Origin of the sequence: Marinobacter bohaiensis (assembly GCF_003258515.1) — a bacterium.
Lineage (GTDB): Bacteria > Pseudomonadota > Gammaproteobacteria > Pseudomonadales > Oleiphilaceae > Marinobacter_A > Marinobacter_A bohaiensis.
In genome coordinates this window covers 67,780-89,056 of the sequence record NZ_QGEH01000006.1, presented here as the reverse complement: position 1 = coordinate 89,056, position 21,277 = coordinate 67,780, and the positions used below count along the sequence as shown (strand labels likewise).

Annotated in this window: 18 protein-coding genes; 9 read left to right on the top strand and 9 right to left on the bottom strand. The window is 63.9% G+C overall.

Features of this window, described 5'->3' with window-relative positions; genetic code table 11:
* The first annotated feature begins 2 nt into the window (after nt 1-2).
* The 4 genes from cpdA (at nt 3) to DKK67_RS19655 (ending at nt 3,243) form a co-directional block, all read left to right on the top strand.
* The gene (gene cpdA / locus DKK67_RS19670; protein ID WP_111498237.1) at nt 3-833 is read left to right on the top strand and encodes a 3',5'-cyclic-AMP phosphodiesterase; all 831 of its coding nucleotides are present in this window, start codon (nt 3-5) and stop codon (nt 831-833) included.
* Between the two features lie 47 nt (nt 834-880).
* A complete protein-coding gene (locus DKK67_RS19665; protein WP_111498236.1) occupies nt 881-1,471 on the top strand; it encodes a YqiA/YcfP family alpha/beta fold hydrolase in 591 nt (196 codons plus the stop codon).
* 75 nt (nt 1,472-1,546) lie between these two features.
* The gene (gcvH, locus tag DKK67_RS19660) at nt 1,547-1,939 is read left to right on the top strand and encodes a glycine cleavage system protein GcvH (protein WP_111498235.1); all 393 of its coding nucleotides are present in this window, start codon (nt 1,547-1,549) and stop codon (nt 1,937-1,939) included.
* A 110-nt stretch (nt 1,940-2,049) separates the two neighbouring features.
* On the top strand, nt 2,050-3,243 hold the full coding sequence (locus tag DKK67_RS19655) for a class I SAM-dependent rRNA methyltransferase (RefSeq protein WP_111498234.1): 1,194 nt from the start codon (nt 2,050-2,052) through the stop codon (nt 3,241-3,243).
* Nucleotides 3,244-3,259: 16 nt separating this feature from the next.
* Here DKK67_RS19655 and DKK67_RS19650 read toward each other — a convergent pair whose 3' ends face one another.
* Both DKK67_RS19650 and DKK67_RS19645 read right to left on the bottom strand, forming a co-directional pair.
* A complete protein-coding gene (locus DKK67_RS19650; protein WP_162628889.1) occupies nt 3,260-4,354 on the bottom strand; it encodes an imelysin family protein in 1,095 nt (364 codons plus the stop codon).
* A 15-nt stretch (nt 4,355-4,369) separates the two neighbouring features.
* Nucleotides 4,370-5,026: a histidinol-phosphatase gene (locus DKK67_RS19645; RefSeq protein ID WP_111498232.1), complete on the bottom strand. Its 657-nt coding sequence runs from the start codon at nt 5,024-5,026 to the stop codon at nt 4,370-4,372.
* 247 nt (nt 5,027-5,273) lie between these two features.
* Here DKK67_RS19645 and DKK67_RS19640 point away from each other — a divergent pair, with 247 nt between their 5' ends.
* The 3 genes from DKK67_RS19640 (at nt 5,274) to DKK67_RS19630 (ending at nt 9,474) form a co-directional block, all read left to right on the top strand.
* Nucleotides 5,274-5,795 (top strand): RNA pyrophosphohydrolase, encoded by a 522-nt coding sequence (locus tag DKK67_RS19640; RefSeq protein WP_111498231.1) that lies wholly within the window; start codon nt 5,274-5,276, stop codon nt 5,793-5,795.
* Between the two features lie 6 nt (nt 5,796-5,801).
* Nucleotides 5,802-8,123 (top strand): phosphoenolpyruvate--protein phosphotransferase, encoded by a 2,322-nt coding sequence (ptsP, locus tag DKK67_RS19635; protein ID WP_111498230.1) that lies wholly within the window; start codon nt 5,802-5,804, stop codon nt 8,121-8,123.
* A gap of 109 nt (nt 8,124-8,232) precedes the next feature.
* Nucleotides 8,233-9,474: a patatin-like phospholipase family protein gene (locus DKK67_RS19630; protein ID WP_111498229.1), complete on the top strand. Its 1,242-nt coding sequence runs from the start codon at nt 8,233-8,235 to the stop codon at nt 9,472-9,474.
* Nucleotides 9,475-9,477: 3 nt separating this feature from the next.
* Here the strand turns inward: DKK67_RS19630 and DKK67_RS19625 are convergent, their stop codons facing one another.
* The 6 genes from DKK67_RS19625 to DKK67_RS19600 all read right to left on the bottom strand — a co-directional run bounded on the left by DKK67_RS19625 (nt 9,478) and on the right by DKK67_RS19600 (nt 16,631).
* Entirely contained in the window at nt 9,478-9,867 is a 390-nt protein-coding gene (locus DKK67_RS19625; RefSeq protein ID WP_111498228.1) for a gamma-butyrobetaine hydroxylase-like domain-containing protein, read from the bottom strand.
* A gap of 62 nt (nt 9,868-9,929) precedes the next feature.
* A complete protein-coding gene (gene hslU, locus DKK67_RS19620; protein WP_111498227.1) occupies nt 9,930-11,258 on the bottom strand; it encodes an ATP-dependent protease ATPase subunit HslU in 1,329 nt (442 codons plus the stop codon).
* 11 nt (nt 11,259-11,269) lie between these two features.
* Nucleotides 11,270-11,800 (bottom strand): ATP-dependent protease subunit HslV, encoded by a 531-nt coding sequence (gene hslV, locus DKK67_RS19615; RefSeq protein ID WP_111498226.1) that lies wholly within the window; start codon nt 11,798-11,800, stop codon nt 11,270-11,272.
* Between the two features lie 179 nt (nt 11,801-11,979).
* A complete protein-coding gene (locus DKK67_RS19610; protein ID WP_111498225.1) occupies nt 11,980-12,633 on the bottom strand; it encodes an SPOR domain-containing protein in 654 nt (217 codons plus the stop codon).
* Nucleotides 12,634-12,664: 31 nt separating this feature from the next.
* Nucleotides 12,665-14,350 carry an arginine--tRNA ligase gene (argS, locus tag DKK67_RS19605; RefSeq protein WP_111498224.1) on the bottom strand — a complete coding sequence of 562 codons (1,686 nt, stop codon included), beginning with the start codon at nt 14,348-14,350 and terminating at the stop codon, nt 12,665-12,667.
* Between the two features lie 109 nt (nt 14,351-14,459).
* Complete coding sequence (locus DKK67_RS19600; protein WP_111498223.1) at nt 14,460-16,631, bottom strand: primosomal protein N'; 2,172 nt, start codon at nt 16,629-16,631, stop codon at nt 14,460-14,462.
* Nucleotides 16,632-16,839: 208 nt separating this feature from the next.
* Here DKK67_RS19600 and rpmE point away from each other — a divergent pair, with 208 nt between their 5' ends.
* Together rpmE and DKK67_RS19590 are read left to right on the top strand one after the other, a co-directional pair.
* The gene (gene rpmE / locus DKK67_RS19595) at nt 16,840-17,058 is read left to right on the top strand and encodes a 50S ribosomal protein L31 (protein ID WP_111498222.1); all 219 of its coding nucleotides are present in this window, start codon (nt 16,840-16,842) and stop codon (nt 17,056-17,058) included.
* Nucleotides 17,059-17,397: 339 nt separating this feature from the next.
* On the top strand, nt 17,398-18,663 hold the full coding sequence (locus DKK67_RS19590) for a malic enzyme-like NAD(P)-binding protein (protein ID WP_111498221.1): 1,266 nt from the start codon (nt 17,398-17,400) through the stop codon (nt 18,661-18,663).
* A 74-nt stretch (nt 18,664-18,737) separates the two neighbouring features.
* Here the strand turns inward: DKK67_RS19590 and DKK67_RS19585 are convergent, their stop codons facing one another.
* Nucleotides 18,738-21,197: a penicillin-binding protein 1A gene (locus DKK67_RS19585; protein ID WP_456085480.1), complete on the bottom strand. Its 2,460-nt coding sequence runs from the start codon at nt 21,195-21,197 to the stop codon at nt 18,738-18,740.
* Between the last annotated feature and the right edge of the window lie 80 nt (nt 21,198-21,277).

The window sequence follows — 21,277 nt, the reverse complement described above, 5'->3', positions numbered from 1 at the left end:
TCATGCACACCCCATTCACGCCTTCGTTAACAGAACGTCCTGCCGGCGCGCCGCTGCGCGTCCTGCAGGTGACGGATCCGCACCTGATGGACGACCCCGATGGCGTCCTGCTGGGCATTAAGACCAGCGAAAGCCTGCAGGCGGTACTGGACCTGATCGACCGTGCAGAGGACGCGCCGGACCTGGTGCTGGCCAGCGGCGATATCTCGCAGGATGGCAGTGAGGGATCGTATCGCCAGTTCCAGGCGATCATGGCGCGGTTTGCCTGCCCGGTCATCTGGATGGCCGGCAACCACGACGATGCCGCGGTGATGGCGAAGGTGATCGCCGGTACGGACGCCGCCCAGCGCCGGATCATGGCGGGCGGCTGGCAGATCGTGTGTCTCGACTCGTCGGTGCCCGGCCACGTGCATGGCGAGATCGCACCGCAGGAGCTGGCTTTTCTGCGCGACTGCCTGGACGACGCTCCCGACACCCCGACGTTGGTGGTTTTTCATCATCACCCGGTAGACATCGGTTGCCCCTGGATGGAGCGGATTGGTCTGGTCAACCGCGCCGAGCTGCGGGTCGCCATTGCCGGCCATGCCCAGGTGCGCGGGTTGCTGTGGGGGCATGTCCACCAGGAGTGGGACGACCAGCGTGACGGTATGCGCCTGATGGCCACGCCGTCCACCTGCATCCAGTTCGAGCCCGGATCCACCGACTTCTCCCTGGACGACAGGGCGCCCGGTTATCGCTGGCTCGAACTCTATCCCGACGGCGGGCTGGTCTCCCATGTGCGCCGTACGACCGACTACCAATACAACATCGAGCGTGATAGCCACGGTTACTGATGTCCCGCTAACCGGCGTCGCTGAACGTCGTTACGATTGAGAGCCTTATGTCCCAACAGCCCCGTCTGATCTACCTGCACGGTTTCCGGAGTTCGCCGCAGTCCCAGAAAGTCACCGAGCTGCGCGAGTGGCTGGCGGCGCGTGACGTACCGGTGGAGCTGGTGACGCCCGAACTCGGTTTTGCCCCCGACGAGGCGGTCGCCCGGGTGGCGTCGCTGGTGGACGAGGCCGGTGATCGCCCGGTGGGGCTGATGGGCAGCTCGCTGGGGGGCTATTACGCGACCGTGGTCGCCGCGCGCAGCGGTCTTCCCGCGGTCCTGGTCAACCCGGCCGTGGCGCCTTACCGGCTGCTGCGGGGCTACCTCGGCGTGCAGGAGAATCTGTACACCGGTGAACGCTTCGAAGTCACCGAGACGCACATGCACCAGCTCAGTGACATGGATCCGGGTCCACTGGCGCACCCGGAGCGGTTCCTGGTGTTGCTGCAAACCGGCGACGAGACCCTCGACTTCCGGGAGGCGGTGACCCGCTATGCCGGCGCCAGCCAGTGGATCCAGCCTGGCGGTGACCATCGCTTCCAGGATTTCCCCCGGGTGTTGCCCGCGGCCCTCGCTTTTTTGGGCATGGGAAGCTTCTGAAGCCCGATGTGCGGTTCTTTGAGCCGTATGGATTGAGGTAAACTGGCACAAAATTCCCTCAAAGGACATGCAACCATGAGTCAGATCCCTGCGGACCTGAAGTACATCGAAACGCACCAGTGGGTCCGCGTGGCGGCCGACGGCACGGCGACGGTGGGCATCACCGACTTCGCCCAGGACCAGCTGGGTGACGTGGTTTTCGTGGAACTGCCGGAAGTGGGCGCCCAGGTCAACGGTGGCGAAGAGGCCGGCGTGGCGGAATCGGTGAAATCCGCGTCCGACGTGTTCAGCCCGGTCAGCGGCGAGGTGATCGGAATCAACGAGTCCCTGGAAGAAGCTCCGGAGCTGCTCAACGAAGATCCCTATGGTGAAGGCTGGCTGTTCCGGGTGCGCCTGAAGGACGAAGGCGAGCTCGATGGCCTGATGGAGGCCGACGCCTACGGTGAGCTGATCGCCGACACCGAGTAATCGATTCGGCGGGGGCGGCCAGATCGTCTGGTGACGGCCCGCCTGCTTTCCTGTCCCCGGCCGGGCCCCGTATAATTCCCGCCTTTCCCCTCTCTATAAATGGTCTGTTTATGTTTCCCCAGCTTTATCTTCGCAAGGGGGCCGAGCGCCGTGTTCGCGCCGGTCATCTCTGGATCTACAGCAATGAAGTCGATACCCGGCGCACGCCGCTGACCGGCTTCGAGGCGGGGACGCAGGCCTGTCTGATGGCGGCCAACGGTAAGCCGTTGGGCACGATTTTCGTCAATCCCCACGCCCTGATCTGTGGCCGCCTGATCAGTCGCAACCCGGATCAGGGCATGACGCCGCAGCGGCTGACGGAGCGGCTGGAGACCGCGCTGTCGATCCGCGAGCGGCTGTTTGAACGTCCGTTCTACCGCTGGGTGTTCGGCGACGGGGACGGCCTGTCCGGTCTGGTGATCGACCGGTTCGGCGACGTGGTGGTGGTGCAGGTCTCCACCGCCGGCATGGAAACCCTGCGCGACTCGCTGGTGCGCGCCATACAGAAGCTGGTGCACCCGCGCTGCATCGTGTTCAAGAACGACGGCAAGATGCGCCAGGTGGAAGGGCTCGACAGCTACGTCACGGCTGCCCTGGGCGAGTTGCCCGAACAGCTCGAGGTGGAGGAGAACGGAGTCAAGTTCCTGGCGCCGCTGGCCGGCGGGCAGAAAACCGGCTGGTTCTACGACCACCGCATGAACCGCCAGCGTTTGCAGGCCTACGCGCCGGGCAAACGGGTGCTGGACGTGTTCAGCTATGTCGGCGGTTGGGGGGTGCAGGCGGCCGCGGCCGGGGCCAGCTCGGTGACCTGCGTGGACAGCTCCGCGCAGGCGTTGTCCGCCGTGCGTGAAAACGCCGGACTCAACGGCTTGCAGAACGTGGACACGCTGGAAGGGGACGCCTTCGCGGTGCTCAAGGACCTGTGCGACCAGAAGGAAAAATACGATGTGGTGGTGCTGGACCCGCCGGCGTTGATCCCGCGGCGTCGTGACCAGAAAGCCGGTGAGCAGGCCTACGCCCGGCTCAACCAGCTGGGCCTGCGGTTGTTGTCCCGGGACGGGCTGCTGGTGTCCGCATCCTGTTCCATGCACCTGTCGGGCGAACGGCTGGTGGACATCATTCGCGGCAGCGGCCGACGCATCGACCGGTTCGTGCAATTGCTCGAGCAGGGCCATCAGGCGCCGGATCATCCGGTCATCCCGGGCATTCCGGAAACCGACTACATCAAGAGCTGCTTTGTGCGGTCGCTGACCGGGTTTCTTTGATCCGGCGATCGGCCAACTAGCCGGCGTCTCCGCCCGTGCTCAGGCGCTGGCTGACCCTGTCGAGTTGTTGTCGGGCGGCCGTCAGCGCCTCGGTATCCAGGGGGCGCTGCATCGGATCGATGGCTTCCAGCCGCGCCGCCAGCTCGTTCAACGCCTGGTCGATGGGCGCGCGGACCTCGCTGTTGGGCAGGCCCATCGGAAGCCACTGCTGGCGGATGTCGGCGATCAGGCGACGATACTCCGTGATATCCGTCCCGGCCTGGGGGCTGTGCAAAAGCGGCATGCCGTTGCGGTCTTCGGCGTCGGGGTTTGAGATCAGTGCGTCCAGCGCAGTCCCCAGGGTGGCACCCAGCGCTTCGTCAAGCGACGCCATAAACCGGCGAGGATCTTCCAGTAGCGGCGCCAGGCCCGTCACCAGATAGGCTTCATTGCCGGTGCTGCATAGCGCGCTGGCGTCCCGCTTGAGTTCCCCCGCGATGACGCGCAGCAAGGCCTGGCGCCGGGCCGGCGCATCGACCACCTCATCGCTTTCCGGTGCCGTGCTGCCGGTAAATCGTTCCACCGTTGCCTGGGGATCGCTCTCCCCCGCGGGCCAGAGCAGGGCTTCCAGCGGGTGGAATCCCAGCGTCAGGTAATAGAAGTCGATGGACTGGTGTTCCTTGCGCAGGTGGGCCGGTGTCAGCGGCACTTCGGAGTAGGCAAGGCCGCTGTGGGGGTAGCCGGGGACCTGGTCAAGGTAGCCGGGCAACTGCCGGTGGGCATCGATGGGGTCCCGGTCATTCTTTTCCTGCGGCATGGCCAGGCCCGCCAGGCGATAGCCGAACGCCAGCGACTGATAGCGGGCGTGCGCCGTTTGCCAGTGCTGCCGTGCCGTTTCCAGCTTGGCGACATCCGGTGCATCGACGAAAGCCTGGCTGGCGCCGGTCAGCGCGGCGGTGGTGTCACAGGTCTGCCGGGCGAGCAGCCGGACCTGTTTCTGGAGTCCGTCGGGGACGCGGGTCGCGTGCTCCATCGGTGCCGACGCTTCCCGCTCGCCAGCCGGCTCCTGCTTGGAGCAGCCGGCGGCCAACAGCAGCGCGCCGAGCAGGCAGGGCAGGGCGCTTTTACCCATCCTTGGCATCATGGATCAGTCTCGCAGCGTGATGATCGGCCAGTCGCGGTCTTTGGCCAGGGCGCCGAGCTTGGGATCGGGGTCCACCGCGACCGGGTGGGCGACCTGCTCCAGCAGTGGCACATCGTTATGGGAGTCGCTGTAGAACCATGCGTCGCCGGCACTGCGGCCCTGAGCGTCGAGCCACTCCGCCAGCCGCGTGACCTTGCCGTCCTGGAAGCTGGGGACGCCGGCCACACCGCCGGTGTAGACGCCGTTGACCATTTCCGGTTCGGTGGCGATCAGGTCGTCCACGCCCAGCAGGTCGGCGATGGGCTGAGTGACGAAGCGGTTGGTGGCGGTGATGATCAGCAGGAAGTGCCCCTGGCGCCGGTGCTTTTCCAGCAGGTCGAAGGCGGCGTCCAGCAGCATCGGCCGCACCCGCGTCTCGACAAACCGCTGACGCAGGGTGTCGAGCGTGTCCAGATCGTGCCGGGTCAGCGGCTCGAGAGAGAACTCCAGGTAGCGCCGGATGTCCAGGTCGCCGTTGAGGTAGTCCTGGTAGAACTGGTCATTGGCCTTTTCGTAGACCGTCGCGTCGACGACGCCCTCATTGACGAGGAAGTCGCCCCAGGCGTGGTCGCTGTCGCCCCGGATCAGGGTGTTGTCGAGATCGAAGATTGCCAGGGTCACTGTTCGCTGTCCTTTCCGAAAACTGAGGCATTCGGGACCCGTCGGTGGCGAGTCCGGGAGGCGGATTCTAGCATGGCCCGCGGCATAGGGTCTGGTTTGCCCGCCGGTACGCTTTCTGCAAGAATGAAGGCAACTTAGGCAAATTGCGGTTTCTCGTTGTCCGTCCGGGCAGGCGCTGTGAGCGGGCAATACAGGGCGCCGCGAGAGGACGAACGAGCCGCTGCTGACAACATTACAGGACAATAAAGTGATCGACTCCGACGGCTTCAGACCCAACGTCGGAATCATTCTGGCCAATGATCGGGGTGAAGTGCTCTGGGCAAGACGGATCGGGCAGGACGCATGGCAGTTTCCCCAGGGCGGGATCAACAGCAACGAAACGCCAGAGGAAGCGCTGTATCGTGAGCTGGGCGAAGAAGTCGGACTGGTGCAGCAGGATGTGGAAATCATCAGCTGCACAAGAGGCTGGCTGAGATACCGTCTACCCCGGCGAATGGTTCGCCATCATTCGCACCCGGTCTGTATCGGGCAAAAACAGAAATGGTTCCTGCTGCGGTTAGTGTCACCCGACGCCCACGTCTGCGTCGACCGGACAGACTCGCCGGAATTCGACGGCTGGGAGTGGGTGAGTTACTGGTACCCGCTCGGTCAGGTCGTTTCCTTCAAGCGGGAGGTTTATCGGCGGGCCCTGCGGGAGCTGGCCCCTCGATTATTCCACAATATGGAGCGCTGGCAGGGAAGGTCGGCGTTCACGGACAGGACGGATTAACTGCGTATGTTGAGCACGCTGCGAACGATCGTTCAGGAAGTCAATGGTGCCCGGGATCTTCAGGAAGCCCTGGATATCATCGTCTCCCGCGTGCAGCATGCCATGAACACGGAAGTCTGCTCGGTGTACCTGCTGGATCCGGATTCCAACCGGTATATCCTGATGGCCACCGAGGGCCTCTACAAGAAGGCGGTGGGACACGTCAGCCTGGCGCATTCCGAGGGGCTGATCGGCCTGGTGGGCTCCCGGGAAGAGCCCATCAACCTGGAAGACGCCACCGCCCACCCGCGCTACCGCTATTTCCCCGAAACCGGTGAAGAACGTTTCCGCTCTTTCCTCGGTGTGCCCATTATCCACCACCGCCGTGTGCTCGGCGTGCTGGTCGTGCAGCAGCGCGAGAGCTCGCGCTGTTTCGACGAGGGCGAGGAAGCCTTCCTGGTCACCATTTCCGCCCAGTTGGCCGGCGTCATCGCTCACAGTGAGGCCACCGGCGCCATCAGCGGGCTGTCGCTGACCGGTCAGGAAGCCCAGGACGTCAGCTTTAAAGGGGTGGCCGGGGCGCCTGGCGTGGCGATCGGCAAGGGCGTGGTGGTCTATCCCCCGGCCGACCTGGACGCGGTGCCGGACAAGACCGTCGAAGACGTCGCCGCCGAGGAGGAGCTGTTCCGCCATGCCGTCAGCGCGGTGCGCGAGGATATCCAGTTGGTGGCGGAGCGCCTGGCGCCGCAGTTGCGACCGGAGGAGCAGGCCCTGTTCGAGGTCTACCTGCGGATGCTGGACGACAACGCGCTGCCCGGAGAGGTCATGCACCGCATTGCGGAAGGCCACTGGGCCCAGGGCGCCCTCAAGCAGGTGGTGCAGCAGTACGTGCGCCACTTCGAGATGATGGGGGATCTCTACCTGCGTGAGCGCGCCGTGGATATCCGCGACCTGGGCCGGCGCCTGCTGTCGCATCTGCAGGAAGGTGGCCCGCAGGATGTGGCCTACCCCGAGCAAACCGTGCTGGTCTCCGACGAGCTGACTCCGGCGATGCTGGGTGAGGTGCCGCGCGGGCAGCTCGTGGGGCTGGTGTCGGTGCGCGGCTCCAGCAACTCCCACGTGGCCATCCTGGCGCGGGCCATGGGGGTGCCCACGGTGATGGGCATGATCGACATGCCGGTCAACCAGTTGGACGGGCGCGACCTGATCGTCGACGGCTTCGAGGGGCAGATCTACGCCTCGCCCTCCGCCGACCTGCGCTCCTTCTACCAGGAAATCTGCGACGAGGAAGCGGCCCTGTTCCGTGGCCTCGAGGAGCTGCGCGACAAACCCTGTGTCACCACCGACGGCGTGCGGGTGTCGCTGCTGGTGAACACCGGCCTGATGACCGACGTGGTGCGCTCGCTCAGCCACGGTGCCGAAGGCATTGGCCTGTACCGTACCGAAGTGCCGTTCATGATCAACGAGCGCTTCCCGTCGGAGCAGGAACAGCGGGAATACTATCGCGAGCAGCTTGAGGCCTTCGCGCCCAATGAAGTCACCATGCGCACCCTGGATATCGGCGGTGACAAGGCGCTGACCTATTTCCCCATCAGCGAAGAGAACCCGTTCCTGGGCTGGCGCGGGATCCGGGTGACCCTGGATCATCCGGAAATCTTCCTGGTGCAGGTGCGCGCGATGCTCAAGGCCAGCGAAGGGCTCAATAACCTGCGCATCATGCTGCCCATGATCAGCAATATTTCCGAGGTGGAGGAGTCCCTGCACCTGATCTATCGCGTCTACCACGAGGTGCGCGAAGAGGGCTACGACATCCAGATGCCCAAGGTAGGGGTGATGATCGAGGTGCCGGCGGCGGTGTACCAGATCCGTGAGCTGTCCAACCGGGTCGATTTCCTGTCCGTGGGCTCCAACGACCTGACCCAGTACCTGCTGGCGGTGGATCGCAACAACCCTCGGGTGGCCTCGCTCTACCATTCGTTCCACCCGGCGGTGCTGCAGGCGCTGTTGCGGATCGTTGACGATGCCCATGCGGTCGGCACGCCGGTGAGTATCTGCGGCGAATTGGCGGGAGACCCCGGCGGTGCCGCACTGTGCATGGCCATGGGCTATGACGCCCTGTCGATGAACGCCGCCAGCCTGCCCAAAGTGAAATCCGTGATCCGCAGCATCGATTCGGCCTGGGCCCGTCAGTTGCTGGAAGACGTGCTGGAGCTGGACTCCCCCCATGTCATCAAGAGCTGCGTTGACCTGGCGCTGCGCAATGCCGGTTTTGGCCGCTACCTTCGGCCCGGGCGGGCGTTGCCCGAGGCGGCGGCACTCAGTCAGGTCCGGCAGTCGCGAGGGGCCTGATTGGCTGCCCGACTAGGGTGTTTACTCTAGGCGAGACTGTTAGCTTGGACGCATCCTGATCCAACAGGCGGCAGCACGGTTCCTGTCGCCCTGCAACGCGCGGAGTTCTATGGTGGCCACTCAGACAGACATCAAACGGAAACTTCGCATCGGCCTGGCCCTTGGCGGCGGCGGTCCGCTGGGGGGCATTTATGAGATTGGTGCATTGCGGGCGCTGGATGAAGCCCTCGACGGCATCAACTTCAACGATCTGGATGTCTACGTCGGGGTGAATGCCGGCTCGTTCGTGTCCGCCAATCTCGCCAACCAGATGACCACCGCCCAGCTGTGCCGGATTTTCGTGAAGAACGAGTCGGAGGTGCACCCCTTCCATCCGGAGGTTTTCTATCGGCCGGCGTTCCGGGAAATCGGCAACCGCCTGCTGGCGGTGCCCGGGCTGGTGGCCAGCGCCCTGGGCCGTTTCGTGCGTAACCCCTATGACCAGAGTTTTCTGGAGGCCATGACCATCCTGGCTCAGGCGGCACCGGCCGGGCTGTTTGACAACGAAGGGCTGCACGATTACCTGGCCCGCGCCTTCAGCATGCTCGGGCGGACCAATGATTTCCGCCAGCTGCGGCGCAGTCTCTATATTGTCGCGGCGGATGTGGAAAGTACCGAAGCGGTGTGTTTCGGCGCGCCGGGCTTCGACCACGTGCCGATTTCCCGGGCCATCCAGGCCAGCACCGCGTCGCCGGGTCTCTACGTGCCGGTTCAGATCGACGGCCGCTATTACGTGGATGGCACTCTGCGCAAGGGGCTGCACGCCTCGGTGGCGTTCGAGGACGGTGCGGATCTGGTGCTGGCGATCAATCCCCAGGTGCCCATCGACGCCAGCGCGGCGGTGCGGGCGGGTACCATGCAGCCCGGCGTGTTGACCCGCTCGGGCATGCCCAACGTGCTGGCGCAGACGTTCCGCACCATGGTGTATTCGCGAATGCAGTCCGGCATTGCCCAGTACGCCCGGGAATACCCGGACAAGGACATCCTGCTGTTCGAGCCCACCCGGGACGACGCTAAACTGTTCTTCTCCAACGTGTTCAGCTTCCAGTCCCGGCGGATGGTGTGCGAGCACGCCTACCAGATGACCCGGCGTGATCTGTTGGCCCGTGCGGACCAGATCGAGTCGGTTCTCGCGCCCTATGGCATCGAGCTGCGCCGTGATCGCCTGGAAGACGATCAGCGCACCATCAGTACCAGTCTCTATGGGGAGTTGCTGCCGGTGTACGTGGCGAAGAAGAACCGACGTTCCGCCCGGGATCGGTTGTCCTCGGGGCTGGATAACGTCAGCGATATCCTGCAGAAGGCGCTGTAAGGATCAGGGCGTCCAGCCCGAGACGTTGGCCGGGTCGCGGGAGCCACCTTCCCGCTCCAGCCGGTCGAGATAGTCCTGCCAGAAGCGGGCTTTCTGTTCGCCCAGCTCCTCCAGATAAGCCCAACTGAACAGGCCCGAGTCGTGGCCGTCGTCGAAGCTCAGCTTGAGCGCGTAGTTGCCCACCATCTCGGCGCCGGTGACCAGCACGTTCCGCTTGCCGGTCTGCAGGGTGCCCGGCCCTGCGCCGTGGCCCCGCACTTCGGCCGACGGGGAGTACACCCGCAACAGCTCAAACGGGAGCTCATGAACGTCGCCGTTGGCGTAGCTGAGCTGGAGGATGCGGCTCTGACGGCGGATCCGGATGTCGGTGGGGCGAGGGGTGGAGGTGGTCATAAGGTCTCCAGTGGCCCGTGAAAGGGCCGGGGCGCGACTGACGTCTCGCCCCGGCGAGGCCGTTACAGGATATAGCGGCTCAGGTCTTCGTCTTCGGACAGGTCGCCGAGCTTTTCGTCCACGTAGGCGGCGGTCACCTCAAAGTCGCCGGTCACGCCGTCGCCGGCATCGAAGGAAACGCTTTCCAGCAGGCGCTCCAGTACGGTGTGCAGACGGCGGGCGCCGATGTTCTCGGTGCTCTCGTTGACCTTCCAGGAGACCTGGGCCAGGCGCTCGATGGCGTCTTCGGTGAAGTTCAGCTTGAGGCCTTCTGTTTCCATCAGGGCCTCGTACTGCTGCACCAGGGAGGCATCCGGTTCGGTCAGGATGCGCTTGAAGTCTTCCGGCGTCAGGGCCTGCAGCTCCACGCGGATGGGCAGGCGGCCCTGCAGCTCCGGGATCAGGTCCGACGGTTTGGACAGGTGGAAGGCGCCGGAGGCGATGAACAGGATGTGGTCGGTGCGCACCATGCCGAACTTGGTGCTCACGGTGCTGCCCTCGATCAGCGGCAGCAGGTCGCGCTGCACGCCCTCGCGGGACACGTCCGCGGAACCGGTTTCCGAGCGCTTGGCCACCTTGTCAATCTCGTCGACGAAGACGATGCCGTTCTGCTCGACCACTTCGATGGCTTTCTGCTTGATCTCTTCCTCGTTCACCAGCTTGGCCGCTTCTTCCTCGCGGACCCGGACCAGTGCATCGGCGACCTTGATCTTGCGGGTCTTCTTGCGGTCCTTGGACATGTTGGAAAACATGTTCTGCAACTGGTTGGTCATCTCCTCCATACCCGGAGGCGCCATGATTTCCACGCCCGCGCCGCTGTTCTGCAGCTCGATTTCGATCTCTTTGTCGTCCAACTGGCCTTCGCGCAGCTTCTTGCGGAACAGCTGGCGGGTGGAAGAGTCTTCAGAGCGCTGGCTGTTCTCCTCGAAACTGCGAGCCGGCGGCAGCAGGGCGTCGAGGATGCGCTCCTCGGCGGCGTCCATGGCGCGGTGCTCGTTACGCTTGATCTCTTTCTCGCGCAGCATTTTGACCGCCATGTCCGCCAGGTCGCGAACGATGGATTCCACGTCGCGGCCCACATAGCCCACTTCGGTGAACTTGGTGGCTTCCACCTTGATGAACGGCGCGTCGGCCAGCTTGGCCAGGCGGCGGGCGATTTCGGTCTTGCCCACACCGGTGGGACCGATCATCAGGATGTTCTTGGGCGTGATTTCGTCACGCAGGGCCGGTTCCAGCTGCATGCGGCGCCAGCGGTTGCGCAGGGCCACGGCGACGGCCCGCTTGGCCTCTTCCTGGCCGACAATGTGTTTGTTGAGTTCGTGTACGATTTCGCGTGGGGTCATTCCAGACATGGGAACTCCAATCAGTCTTTGCCGGACAGCACTTCGAGGGTGCGGTTGTGGTTGGTGTAGATGCAGATGTCGGCCGCGATATCCAGGCCCTTCTCCACGATGTCTTCGGCGTTCAGTTCGGTATTTTCCAGCAAGGCCCGGGCTGCGGACTGGGCAAACGGGCCCCCGCTGCCGATGGCGATCAGGCCTTGTTCCGGTTCGATCACGTCGCCATTGCCGGTGATGATCAGCGAGGCGGTTTCGTCGGCCACGGCGAGCAGGGCTTCGAGTCGTCGCAGTGCCCGGTCCGTGCGCCAGTCCTTGGCCAGTTCCACCGCCGCCCGGGTCAGGTTGCCCTGGTGTTTTTCCAGCTGCGCCTCGAAGCGTTCGAACAGGGTAAAGGCATCCGCCGTACCGCCGGCAAAACCGGCCAGCACCTTGTTGTTGTACAGGCGCCGGACCTTCCGGGCATTGCCCTTCATGACGGTGTTGCCGAGGGAAACCTGGCCATCGCCGCCCATGGCAACTTCATCACCACGGCGAACGGAAAGAATCGTTGTCATACCTGCTCCAAATACGGGTGAGCTCGTTGGGGAAATCAGATTGTCTTAGATATGGCAGTGAAGGCGCCGATTTCAAGGGTTTGGCCCGATCGGGCCCGGGTGACATTTTGGCAATGCGAGCGGAGGCGGGGAGAGGGCGGAAAAGCCGTGCCGGGGTTGCCCGGCACGGTGTCGGCTGGTCAGCCTTCTTTCGGGACTTTGCGCACCAGGGGCTCGATGTTGATGCTGACGAGCTTGTCGACGGCGCTGTTCATCTTGCTGCGGTTCTCGAAGGGGCCGACGTTCACCCGGTACCAGATGCTGCCGCTGTCCAGGTGCACTTCTTCGATGCTGGCGTGCAGGCCCTGGAAGGCGATCTGGGCGCGTTGGCGTTCGGCGTCTTTCTCGCCACGGAAAGAGCCGGTCTGGACCAGATAGCGGTATTTGCGCTCAGCCGGGGCGGGGCCGGGATCGTAGGCTTCCACCTTGGGCGGCACCACTTCGGATTCCGGCAGCATTTCGTAGAACTCGAATGACTGCTTCTGCTCCGTTGTGCCGCTCCCGGGCTTGGCCGATTCCGGCTGGGCCGGTTTCGGGGCGGGTTGGGCCGCTTCACTCTGCGCGGCCTGCTGAGCCGGCGTTGGCAGCGAGTTCAGGTAGGCGATAAAGCCGATGAAGCCGCCCACCAGCGCCAGGGACAGAATCCAGCGCAGGGACAGGCCGCCGGACTGCTTGGGCGGTGCGCTCTTGCGCTTGGCCGGGGCCCGCTTGGCGGGTTTGGCCTTTTTGCCGCTGCTGGGGGTGGACGTCGCCGCCCCGCCGGAGCGGGACTTCTTGGCGTAATCACGGGACATCGATGGGCCTCGCGCTCAGTCTGCTCTGCGGTTACATCTCTTCCGGGGCGCTGACACCGATCAGGTCCAGGCCGTTGACCAGAACCTGCTTGACCGCCAGGCACAGGGCCACGCGGGCGTCGCGAATCGCGGTGTCTTCCACCAGAACCTTGTGCGCGTTGTAGTAGGTGTGGAACTGGCCGGCCAGGTCGCGCAGGTAGTGCGTCAGGTGATGCGGCTCACGCTGCACGGCGGCGTTGGCGATCAACTCCGGATACTGGGCCAGGCGGTTGGCCAGGTCGCGCTCTTCCTCCAGGGTGAGCCCGTCCAGGTTGCCGGCCAGGGCCAGCGGGTCCGGCGTGACGCCTTCGGCGGCCAGTTTGCGCAGCACGCTGCAGATCCGCGCATGGGCATACTGGATGTAGTAGACCGGGTTTTCATTGGTCTGGGAGCGCGCCAGGTCGATATCGAAGGTCAATTGCGAATCGACGCGCCGCGCGGCCAGGAAGAAACGGGTGGCATCACGGCCCACTTCGTCGATCAGGTCGCGCAGGGTGACGTAGCTGCCGGCGCGCTTGGACAGTTTCACTTCAACGCCGGAGCGGGTGACCAGCACCATCTGGTGCAGCACATAGTCCGGCCAGCCTTCGGGGATCCCTTTCTGCAGGGCCTGCAGGCCGGCCCGCACCCGGGTCACGGTGGAGTGGTGGTCGGCGCCCTGTTCGTTGATCACGGTGGTGAAGCCGCGCTGCCATTTGTCCAGGTGATAGGCCACGTCCGGCAGGAAGTAGGTGTAGCCACCCTCGGACTTGCGCATCACCCGGTCCTTGTCGTCGCCGAACTCGGTGGTGCGCAGCCAGGTGGCGCCGTCCTGCTCGTAGGTGAAACCGTTGTCGGTCAGCGCCTTGACCGTCGCCTCGACCTTGCCTTCCGTGTACAGGGAGGATTCCAGGAAGAAGACGTCGAAAGCCACGCCGAAGGCTTTCAGGTCCAGGTCCTGCTCGTGGCGCAGGTAGGCGACGGCGAACGCCTTGATGGCGTCCAGGTCGTCGGCGTCCGCCTTGGCGGTGACTTCGCGGTCGTCGGCGGTGACGGTATCGCCGGCCAGGTAGGCCTTGGCCACGTCGACGATGTAATCACCGCGGTAACCGTCGGCGGGCCAGCCGTCGTCTTCCGGCGTCATGCCCTTGGTGCGGGCCTGGACGGACAGCGCCAGGTTGTCGATCTGGGCGCCGGCGTCGTTGTAGTAGAACTCGCGGGAGACGTTATAGCCGTTGGCCTCCAGCAGCCGCGCCAGGCAGTCGCCAATGGCGGCACCACGGCCGTGGCCCACGTGTAGCGGCCCGGTTGGGTTGGCGGAGACGAACTCGATCTGCACCGATTCGCCCTGGCCACTGTCGTTGCGACCATACTGCGCGCCGGCCTCGATGATGGTGCGTACCACGTCGAAGCTGCTGGCGTCACTCATGAAGAAGTTGATGAACCCGGGCCCGGCGATGTCCACCTTGGTGACGGCGGCGCTTTCCGGCAGGCGCTCGATCAGGGCTTCCGCCAGCTGTCGCGGCGGTTTTCCAGCGGCCTTTGCGGTGGCCAGGGCGACGTTGGTGGCGAAGTCACCGTGGGCCTTGTCGCGGGTGTTGTCGACATTGGGCGTAAAGGTCTGGTCCTCGGGCAGAATGCCGTCGGCCTGGAGCGCCGAAATGGCGGCTTCGAGTAGCTGGGTTACCGTATCTTTCATGCTGGCAGATGACTCTGTCGGATCGGAGCATTGATGGGCGCACGCGCCCGACTTTTCGGGGATCGCGTATTATCGCGGAAAGCCCCCCCTTTCTCAATGCGGCATACCGTTACCCGGTTTCCAGCGGGTCCACGTCCACCTGCCACTTGAGCGATGCCGGTTGTTTCTCGGCCTCCAGCGTCATGCACAGTTGCGACAGGGCCTGTTGCAGGGGCGCCTTGCGCTCGCTGAGCAGGATCAGTTGGGCCCGGTGGCGGTCGGCGCGGCGGGCGATGACGGCCGGCAGTGGCCCCCAGACCTCCAGGGTGTCGGCCGGTAGTCGCGCCTTGGCGTTGTCGAGCAGCGCCAGGCTCTGCTCCATGGTGGGCGCCTCGGCCCGCAGCAGGGCCATGGCGCGGTAGGGGGGCATCTGCACGCTGGCCCGCTCGGCCAGGATGTGGTCCGCCATGGCGAGGTAGTCGCCGCCGCACAACTGGTTCAGCAGCGGGTGCTCGCTGTGGCAGGTCTGGATCAGGACGGAGCCGGGAATGCGCCCGCGCCCGGCGCGCCCGCTCACCTGCAACAGGGTCTGGACCAACTGCTCCGGGGCGCGGAAGTCGACGCTGAAGAGCCCGCCGTCGGCGTTGACCACCACCACCAGGGAGACGTTGGGGAAATCGTGCCCCTTGGCCAGCATCTGGGTGCCCACCAGGATGCAGGGCTCGCCGCTGTTCACGGTTTCGAGGATGCGGTCGATGCTGCCCCGGGTGCGGGTGCTGTCCCGGTCGACGCGAATCACCGGGGTGTCCGGGAAGCTGGCCTGTAGCACGTCCTCGGTGCGCTCGGTGCCCTGGCCGATGGGCTTGTAGGCCTCGCTTTGGCATTCCGGGCAGGTGTCGGGCGCGGCGGTCTGGAAATCGCAGTGGTGGCAGCGCAGGGCGCGGTCGCGGCGATGATAGGTGAGCTTGGAGTCGCAGCGTGGGCATTCGCTGAGGTGGCCGCAATCAAAGCACATCATGACCGGGGCGAAGCCGCGCCGGTTCACGTACACCAGCACCTGCTCGCCGCGTTCGATCCGTTCGCCGATAGTCTGCAGCGCTCGGGGCGACAGGCCGCCCTCCAGCGGGCGGCTGCGGATGTCGAGCAGTCGCATGGCCGGAGGTCGGGCGTCGCCGACCCGTTCCTCGAGCTTGACCAGTCGGTATTTGCCGGACTGGGCGTTGTGGTAGCTCTCGATCGAAGGCGTGGCCGAGCCGAGGATCACCGGGCAGTCGTTGCGGTGGGCCCGCAGCACCGCCAGGTCCCGGCCCGAATAGCGAAAGCCTTCGCCCTGTTTGAACGAGGTGTCGTGTTCCTCGTCGACGACGACGGCGCCCAGATCTGTAAAGGGCAGCGTCACCGCGGAGCGTGTGCCGATGACGATGACCGGCTCGCCGCGGCGGATGCGCAGCCAGGTTTTCAGACGCTCGCCGTCGTTCAGGGCCGAGTGCCAGACCGCGATGCGTGCGCCGAAGTAGCGGGTGAAACGGCGCACGGTCTGCGGTGTCAGGTTGATTTCCGGTACCAGCACCAGCGCCTGGCGGTCTTTCGGCAGGTACGCCTGTAAATAATGAAGATAGAGTTCGGTCTTGCCGCTGCCCGTGATGCCGTAGAGCAGGGTGGCGTTGAAGCCGTCGCCGGCACGGGGCAGTTGGTCGAAGGCGGTCTGTTGCGCTGGCGTCAGGTCCGGCAGCGTGTCCAGGTTCCCGTCGTCCGTACGCTGTGTGCCGGGGGAGGCCGCTTCGATCAGCCCGCGTTCGGCGAGCCCCTTGATCTGGGCGCTGGTAAAGCCAGCGTCGCGGATGCTGCGTTCACTGGCCGATGTGGGTTGGTGCCGCAGCCATTCCAGCAGTTCCTTCTGCCGCCGGGCCTGGGTCGGCAGGTCGCCGGCATCCGCCGAAGGAGGCGCTTGCCAGGCTTTTCCCTGGGGAATCTCGGCCGGCCGGCCGCGGCGCAACGCCGGTGGCAGGCCCATGAACAGGCACTCACCCAGTGGATGCTGGTAGTAGGCGGCGGCCCATTCCAGCAACTGGCGGGTTTCCTCCGGCAGGACGGGCCAGTCTTCCAGGACCTGCGCTATCGGCTTCAGCGCAATATGGGCCGGCGGTTCGACGCCGGTTTCCACGACAATGCCGACCAGGCTCTGACGCCCGAAGGGTACCCGGACCCGTTGTCCGGGGGTTACGGTCATGCCGTCCGGGACAAGATAGTCGAATAGCCGGCGCAGGGGGCGCGACAGCGCAATGCGTGCCGTTTGGCTCACAGAGACTCCATGCAGTTGGTCCTGAATTCGGGGATCAGTGGCGCAGTATAGGGGAAGCTTGCTACAGCCTCATCTATTGCGAAACGGTGCAGTTCTGCTATAGTTCGCCGTCTGATTTTGGCAGGAGCCCTCCTGTCAAGGCGTTTACTTTACAATGCGGTGCCTGGCAAAAGATCAGGTGGCGGCATGACCTAGCGAGGTTTTTCTCATGAGAGAAGGTATCCACCCCAAGTACGAAGACATCACCGCGACCTGCAGCTGCGGTAATGTCATCAAGACCCGTTCCACCATCGGTCGTGACATGCAGCTGGACGTTTGCTCCCAGTGTCACCCGTTCTTCACCGGTAAGCAGAAGGTGATGGACACCGCGGGTCGTATCGACCGTTTCCAGAAGCGTTTCGGCGGCCGTATCAAGAAAGGCAGCTGATCCGTTCATTGCAGCCGGTCTCCTCAGGGTGGTCGGTCACTGCGAAAAAGGCGCCTTCGGGCGCCTTTTTTTGTGCCTGGCTGTTTTTTTGTTCCACGCTATTCAAGCGACTTCGAGCTGTTCAGTAATTGTTCAGGAGCCCTTGTTTGCTCTGGGTAGGCGAGCCATAATGTCGCGCTCCCGTCAGCGCTGGCGGGGCTAAAATAAAGCGAGAATAAAGTCGAAGTTTCTGCCGTGCGATGCGGCGGTATAATGGAAAAAACCTTATAAAGCAGGTTACGTCTTCGACGGCAATAACGTATCTCCACTCTTTTAAACGTGACAAACGGAACAGTGGCAATGTCTCAAGATCTGAAAACAGCGGCCCTCGATTATCACGCCAACCCGCGCCCCGGTAAGCTGAGCGTCGAAATCACCAAGCCGACCCGGACATCCCGCGATCTCTCCCTGGCCTACAGCCCGGGCGTGGCTGAGCCGGTTCGCGAGATTGCGAAGGACCCCGAGAACGCCTACAAGTACACCGCCAAGGGCAACCTGGTGGCGGTCATCTCCGACGGTTCCGCCATTCTGGGGCTGGGCAACCTCGGGCCTCTGGCGAGCAAGCCGGTCATGGAAGGCAAGGGCGTCCTGTTCAAGCGTTTTGCCGGCATCGACGTGTTCGATATCGAGGTGGATTCCGAGAGCCCGCAAGCGTTCATCGAAACCGTTGCCCGCATCGCGGATACCTTTGGTGGCATCAACCTGGAAGACATCAAGGCGCCGGAATGCTTCGAGATTGAGCGTGCCCTGAAAGAGCAGTGCAACGTGCCGATCTTCCACGACGACCAGCACGGCACCGCGATCGTCACCGCCGCCGGCATGCTCAATGCGCTGGAGCTGCAGGGCAAGACGCCGGAAGAGGCCAAGGTGGTCTGCCTGGGCGCCGGTGCGGCGGCCATTGCCTGCATGAAGCTGCTGATCAGCTGCGGCATCCGTTCCGAGAATATCTTCATGCTGGACCGCAAAGGTGTCATCCACGCCGGTCGCGACGACCTCAACCAGTACAAGGCGATGTTCGCCAACGAGACCGACAGACGCACCCTGGATGACGCTATCGATGGCGCCGACGTGTTTCTGGGTGTCTCCGGTCCGGATCTGCTCAGCGCCGAGCAGCTCAAGAAGATGGCGCCCAACCCGATCGTGTTTGCCTGTTCCAACCCGGATCCCGAGATCAGCCCGGAAGTCGCCCTGGCGACCCGTGATGACCTGATCATGGCCACCGGCCGCTCGGACTACCCGAACCAGGTCAACAATGTGCTTGGCTTCCCGTTCATTTTCCGGGGCGCGCTGGACGTTCGTGCCACCGCCATCAACGAGGAAATGAAGGTGGCGGCGGTTCATGCCATCCAGAAACTGGCCAAGGAGCCGGTGCCGGCGGAGATCTGCGAGGCTTACGGCGTGGACAGCTTCGAGTTCGGCAAGGAGTACATCATTCCCAAGCCGATGGATGTGCGTCTGCTGGAGTTCGTTCCGGCGGCGGTAGCCCAGGCAGCGGTAGACTCGGGTGTGGCGCGTCACGCCTACCCGGCCCATTACCCGCTGAAGTCTCTGGACGACATCAAGTAAGGCTGCCGGTAGCCACAAAAAACCCGCCAGATCGCTGGCGGGTTTTTTTATGCCCGGAGTTTCGCTTCCCTAAGTCAGAACAGCTCCTGGGGCAGGACCGTATCGCCGTTGGCGTCGTTGCGAATGGTTTCGCTGGCCTGCTGCTCGGGGACGTTCTCTTCCCGGAACAGTTCGAATACCGCGTTCGTGTTGCCTGGCGCGGCGCGTTCACCGGTTTCCGGATCAATCTTGACCGTCACGATGCCGTTCGGGCGGGGCATGAACTCCGATGGTGTGTCCTTGAGCGCGACTTTCATGTAGTCGAGCCACACGGGCAGGGCGGCGACGGCGCCGTATTCACCGCGCCCCATGGGTTCCGGCGTGTCGAAACCGACGTAGGCGGTGGTCGCGATGCGGTGGTTGAAGCCGGAGAACCAGGCGTCGCGCTGCTCGTTGGTGGTGCCGGTCTTGCCAGCGATGTCGTCCCGGTTCAGGGCCAGGGCGCGCCGGCCGGTGCCGCGTTTGATAACGTCGCGCAGGATCGAATGCATGATGTACACCGCCCGCTGGTCAGCCAGGCGCGGTGCGGTGCGTATGGCGGGAAAACCTACTTCCGGCGTGGGCGACTGGTCGGCGATCTCGGCGCAGTTGTCGTCACACTGGATGACGCTGGGTGCGGCGTAGACGATGTGGCCCCGGCTGTCTTCGATCCGGTCGATCAGGTAGGGGGCAACGTCATAGCCGCCGTTGGCGATGACCGCGAATCCGCGGGCGACGTCCATGGGCGAGAAGGTCCCGCTGCCCAGCGCCAGGGTCAGGTCGTGGGGCAGGTTGGACGTGTCGAATTTCAACTGGTTGAGGTAGTCGATGGTGTAGTCGATGCCGATCGAGCGCAGCAGACGGATCGAGACCAGGTTGCGCGACTGGTACAGCGCCTTGCGCAGGCGCGTGGGGCCTGCAAAGCGGCTGCCGGAGTTTTCCGGGCGCCAGGAGGTGTCCATGTTGGTGTCGTTGAGGACGATGGGCGCGTCATTGATGACCGTCGCGGCGGTCTTGCCTTTCTCCAGGGCGGCCAGGTACAGGAACGGCTTGAAGTTGGAGCCGGGCTGGCGGCGCGCCTGGATGGCCCGGTTGTACTTGGACTCCTGGTAGCTGTAACCGCCGGACAGGGCCAGAATGCCTCCGTTCTGGGCGTCCAGGGAAATCAGCGCGCCCTGGACGTCGGGCAGCTGCGACAGGGCTACTTTCGGAGTGGGCGGCGCGGAGGTCTCGCCGTCATCGCCTGATGGGTTGGCGTCGCTGTCGCCGGACGGTGCTGGGTTGATGGTCTTGGCGTAGACGATGTCGCCCACCTTGAGGACGTCGGCGGGTTTCTTCGGTGCCGGACCGCGTCGGTCCTGATTGCGGTACTCGCGGGCCCAGGTCATGGTGTCGAACGGCATGTCCGTCTGCCCCAGCGACTGAGCGTAGACTGTTGCGGAATCATCATCCAGGGCGGTGACCACTACCGGCTGCAGGGCATCGTAGGATGGGTAGTTGCCCAGGAGTTTGTCGAACTCGCCACTCTCCAGCGTGTCCTCGTCGGCGGTGCCAAGCGGGCCACGATAGCCGTGGCGGTGGTCGAAGCTTTCCAGGCCGGCCTGCAGGGCATTGCTGGCGGCGGCCTGCTTGTCGCTGTCGATGGTCAGGTAAACCTTGTAGCCATCGGTGTAGGCGTCATCGCCGAAGCGGCGGACCATCTCCGAGCGCGCCATCTCGGCCACGTAGTCGGCTTTGAGTTCGGTTTCAGCGCCATGGTAGCTGGCGGTCACAGGGGTGTCGGTGGCCTGACTGTACTCCGTATCGGAGATGAAGCCCAGTTCGTGCATGCGCTGGAGGATCCAGTTGCGCCGGATCAGGGCGCGTTCCGGATTGGCCAGCGGATTGTAGGCGGAGGGCGCCTTGGGCAGACCGGCCAGCATGGCCATCTGTGCCACTTCCAACTGATCGACCGGCTTGCCGTAATACACGTTGGAGGCGGCCTGGATGCCGTATGCCCGATTCCCGAGATATATCTTGTTCAGATACAGTTCCAGGATCTGCTGTTTGGAAAGTTCACGTTCTATCTGAAGGGCAAGCAATATCTCATTGAACTTTCGAATAAACGTCCGATCACGTGTCAAAAAGTAATTTTTTGCAACCTGCATCGTGATGGTACTGCCCCCCGAACGGATCGATCCGGTGGTCACCAGTTCCACGGCAGCCCGCACCAGGCCTTTGATGTCGACTCCGGCGTGCTCGTAGAATCGCGAATCTTCGGCCGCCAGGAAGGCATGTAACTGAGTTTTAGGGATCTGTTCGATTGTGATCGGGGCCCTTCTCTTTTCACCGAATTCTGCTATTAATCTGTGGTCGCTTGAATAGACCCGAAGCGGTGTCTGGAGTCGGATGTCGACCAACTGGTCCACAGACGGTAATCCCGGCCTCAAATAAAGGTAGAAGCTGGAAAGCAGCATGGCGCCTATGGAAAGACCCAGTAAAAACAGCCATGTGGTGACGCGAGTAAAGCGGATCATTCGGGACATTTTTTCTGACAACTGTAGGATATAGGTCTATCATCTGAGAAATTGCTTTAGAAGGATAAGGCATCCTCAAA

Bases quoted from the DNA above. Each gene is read 5' to 3' on its own strand.
- cpdA (WP_111498237.1), top strand. From the start codon at position 3: ATGCACACCCCATTCACGCCTTCGTTAACAGAACGTCCTGCCGGCGCG.
- DKK67_RS19665 (WP_111498236.1), top strand. From the start codon at position 881: ATGTCCCAACAGCCCCGTCTGATCTACCTGCACGGTTTCCGGAGTTCG.
- gcvH (WP_111498235.1), top strand. From the start codon at position 1,547: ATGAGTCAGATCCCTGCGGACCTGAAGTACATCGAAACGCACCAGTGG.
- DKK67_RS19655 (WP_111498234.1), top strand. From the start codon at position 2,050: ATGTTTCCCCAGCTTTATCTTCGCAAGGGGGCCGAGCGCCGTGTTCGC.
- DKK67_RS19650 (WP_162628889.1), bottom strand. From the start codon at position 4,354: ATGGGTAAAAGCGCCCTGCCCTGCCTGCTCGGCGCGCTGCTGTTGGCC.
- ptsP (WP_111498230.1), top strand. From the start codon at position 5,802: ATGTTGAGCACGCTGCGAACGATCGTTCAGGAAGTCAATGGTGCCCGG.
- DKK67_RS19630 (WP_111498229.1), top strand. From the start codon at position 8,233: ATGGTGGCCACTCAGACAGACATCAAACGGAAACTTCGCATCGGCCTG.
- DKK67_RS19625 (WP_111498228.1), bottom strand. From the start codon at position 9,867: ATGACCACCTCCACCCCTCGCCCCACCGACATCCGGATCCGCCGTCAG.
- hslU (WP_111498227.1), bottom strand. From the start codon at position 11,258: ATGTCTGGAATGACCCCACGCGAAATCGTACACGAACTCAACAAACAC.
- hslV (WP_111498226.1), bottom strand. From the start codon at position 11,800: ATGACAACGATTCTTTCCGTTCGCCGTGGTGATGAAGTTGCCATGGGC.
- DKK67_RS19610 (WP_111498225.1), bottom strand. From the start codon at position 12,633: ATGTCCCGTGATTACGCCAAGAAGTCCCGCTCCGGCGGGGCGGCGACG.
- argS (WP_111498224.1), bottom strand. From the start codon at position 14,350: ATGAAAGATACGGTAACCCAGCTACTCGAAGCCGCCATTTCGGCGCTC.
- rpmE (WP_111498222.1), top strand. From the start codon at position 16,840: ATGAGAGAAGGTATCCACCCCAAGTACGAAGACATCACCGCGACCTGC.
- DKK67_RS19590 (WP_111498221.1), top strand. From the start codon at position 17,398: ATGTCTCAAGATCTGAAAACAGCGGCCCTCGATTATCACGCCAACCCG.
- DKK67_RS19585 (WP_456085480.1), bottom strand. From the start codon at position 21,197: ATGATCCGCTTTACTCGCGTCACCACATGGCTGTTTTTACTGGGTCTT.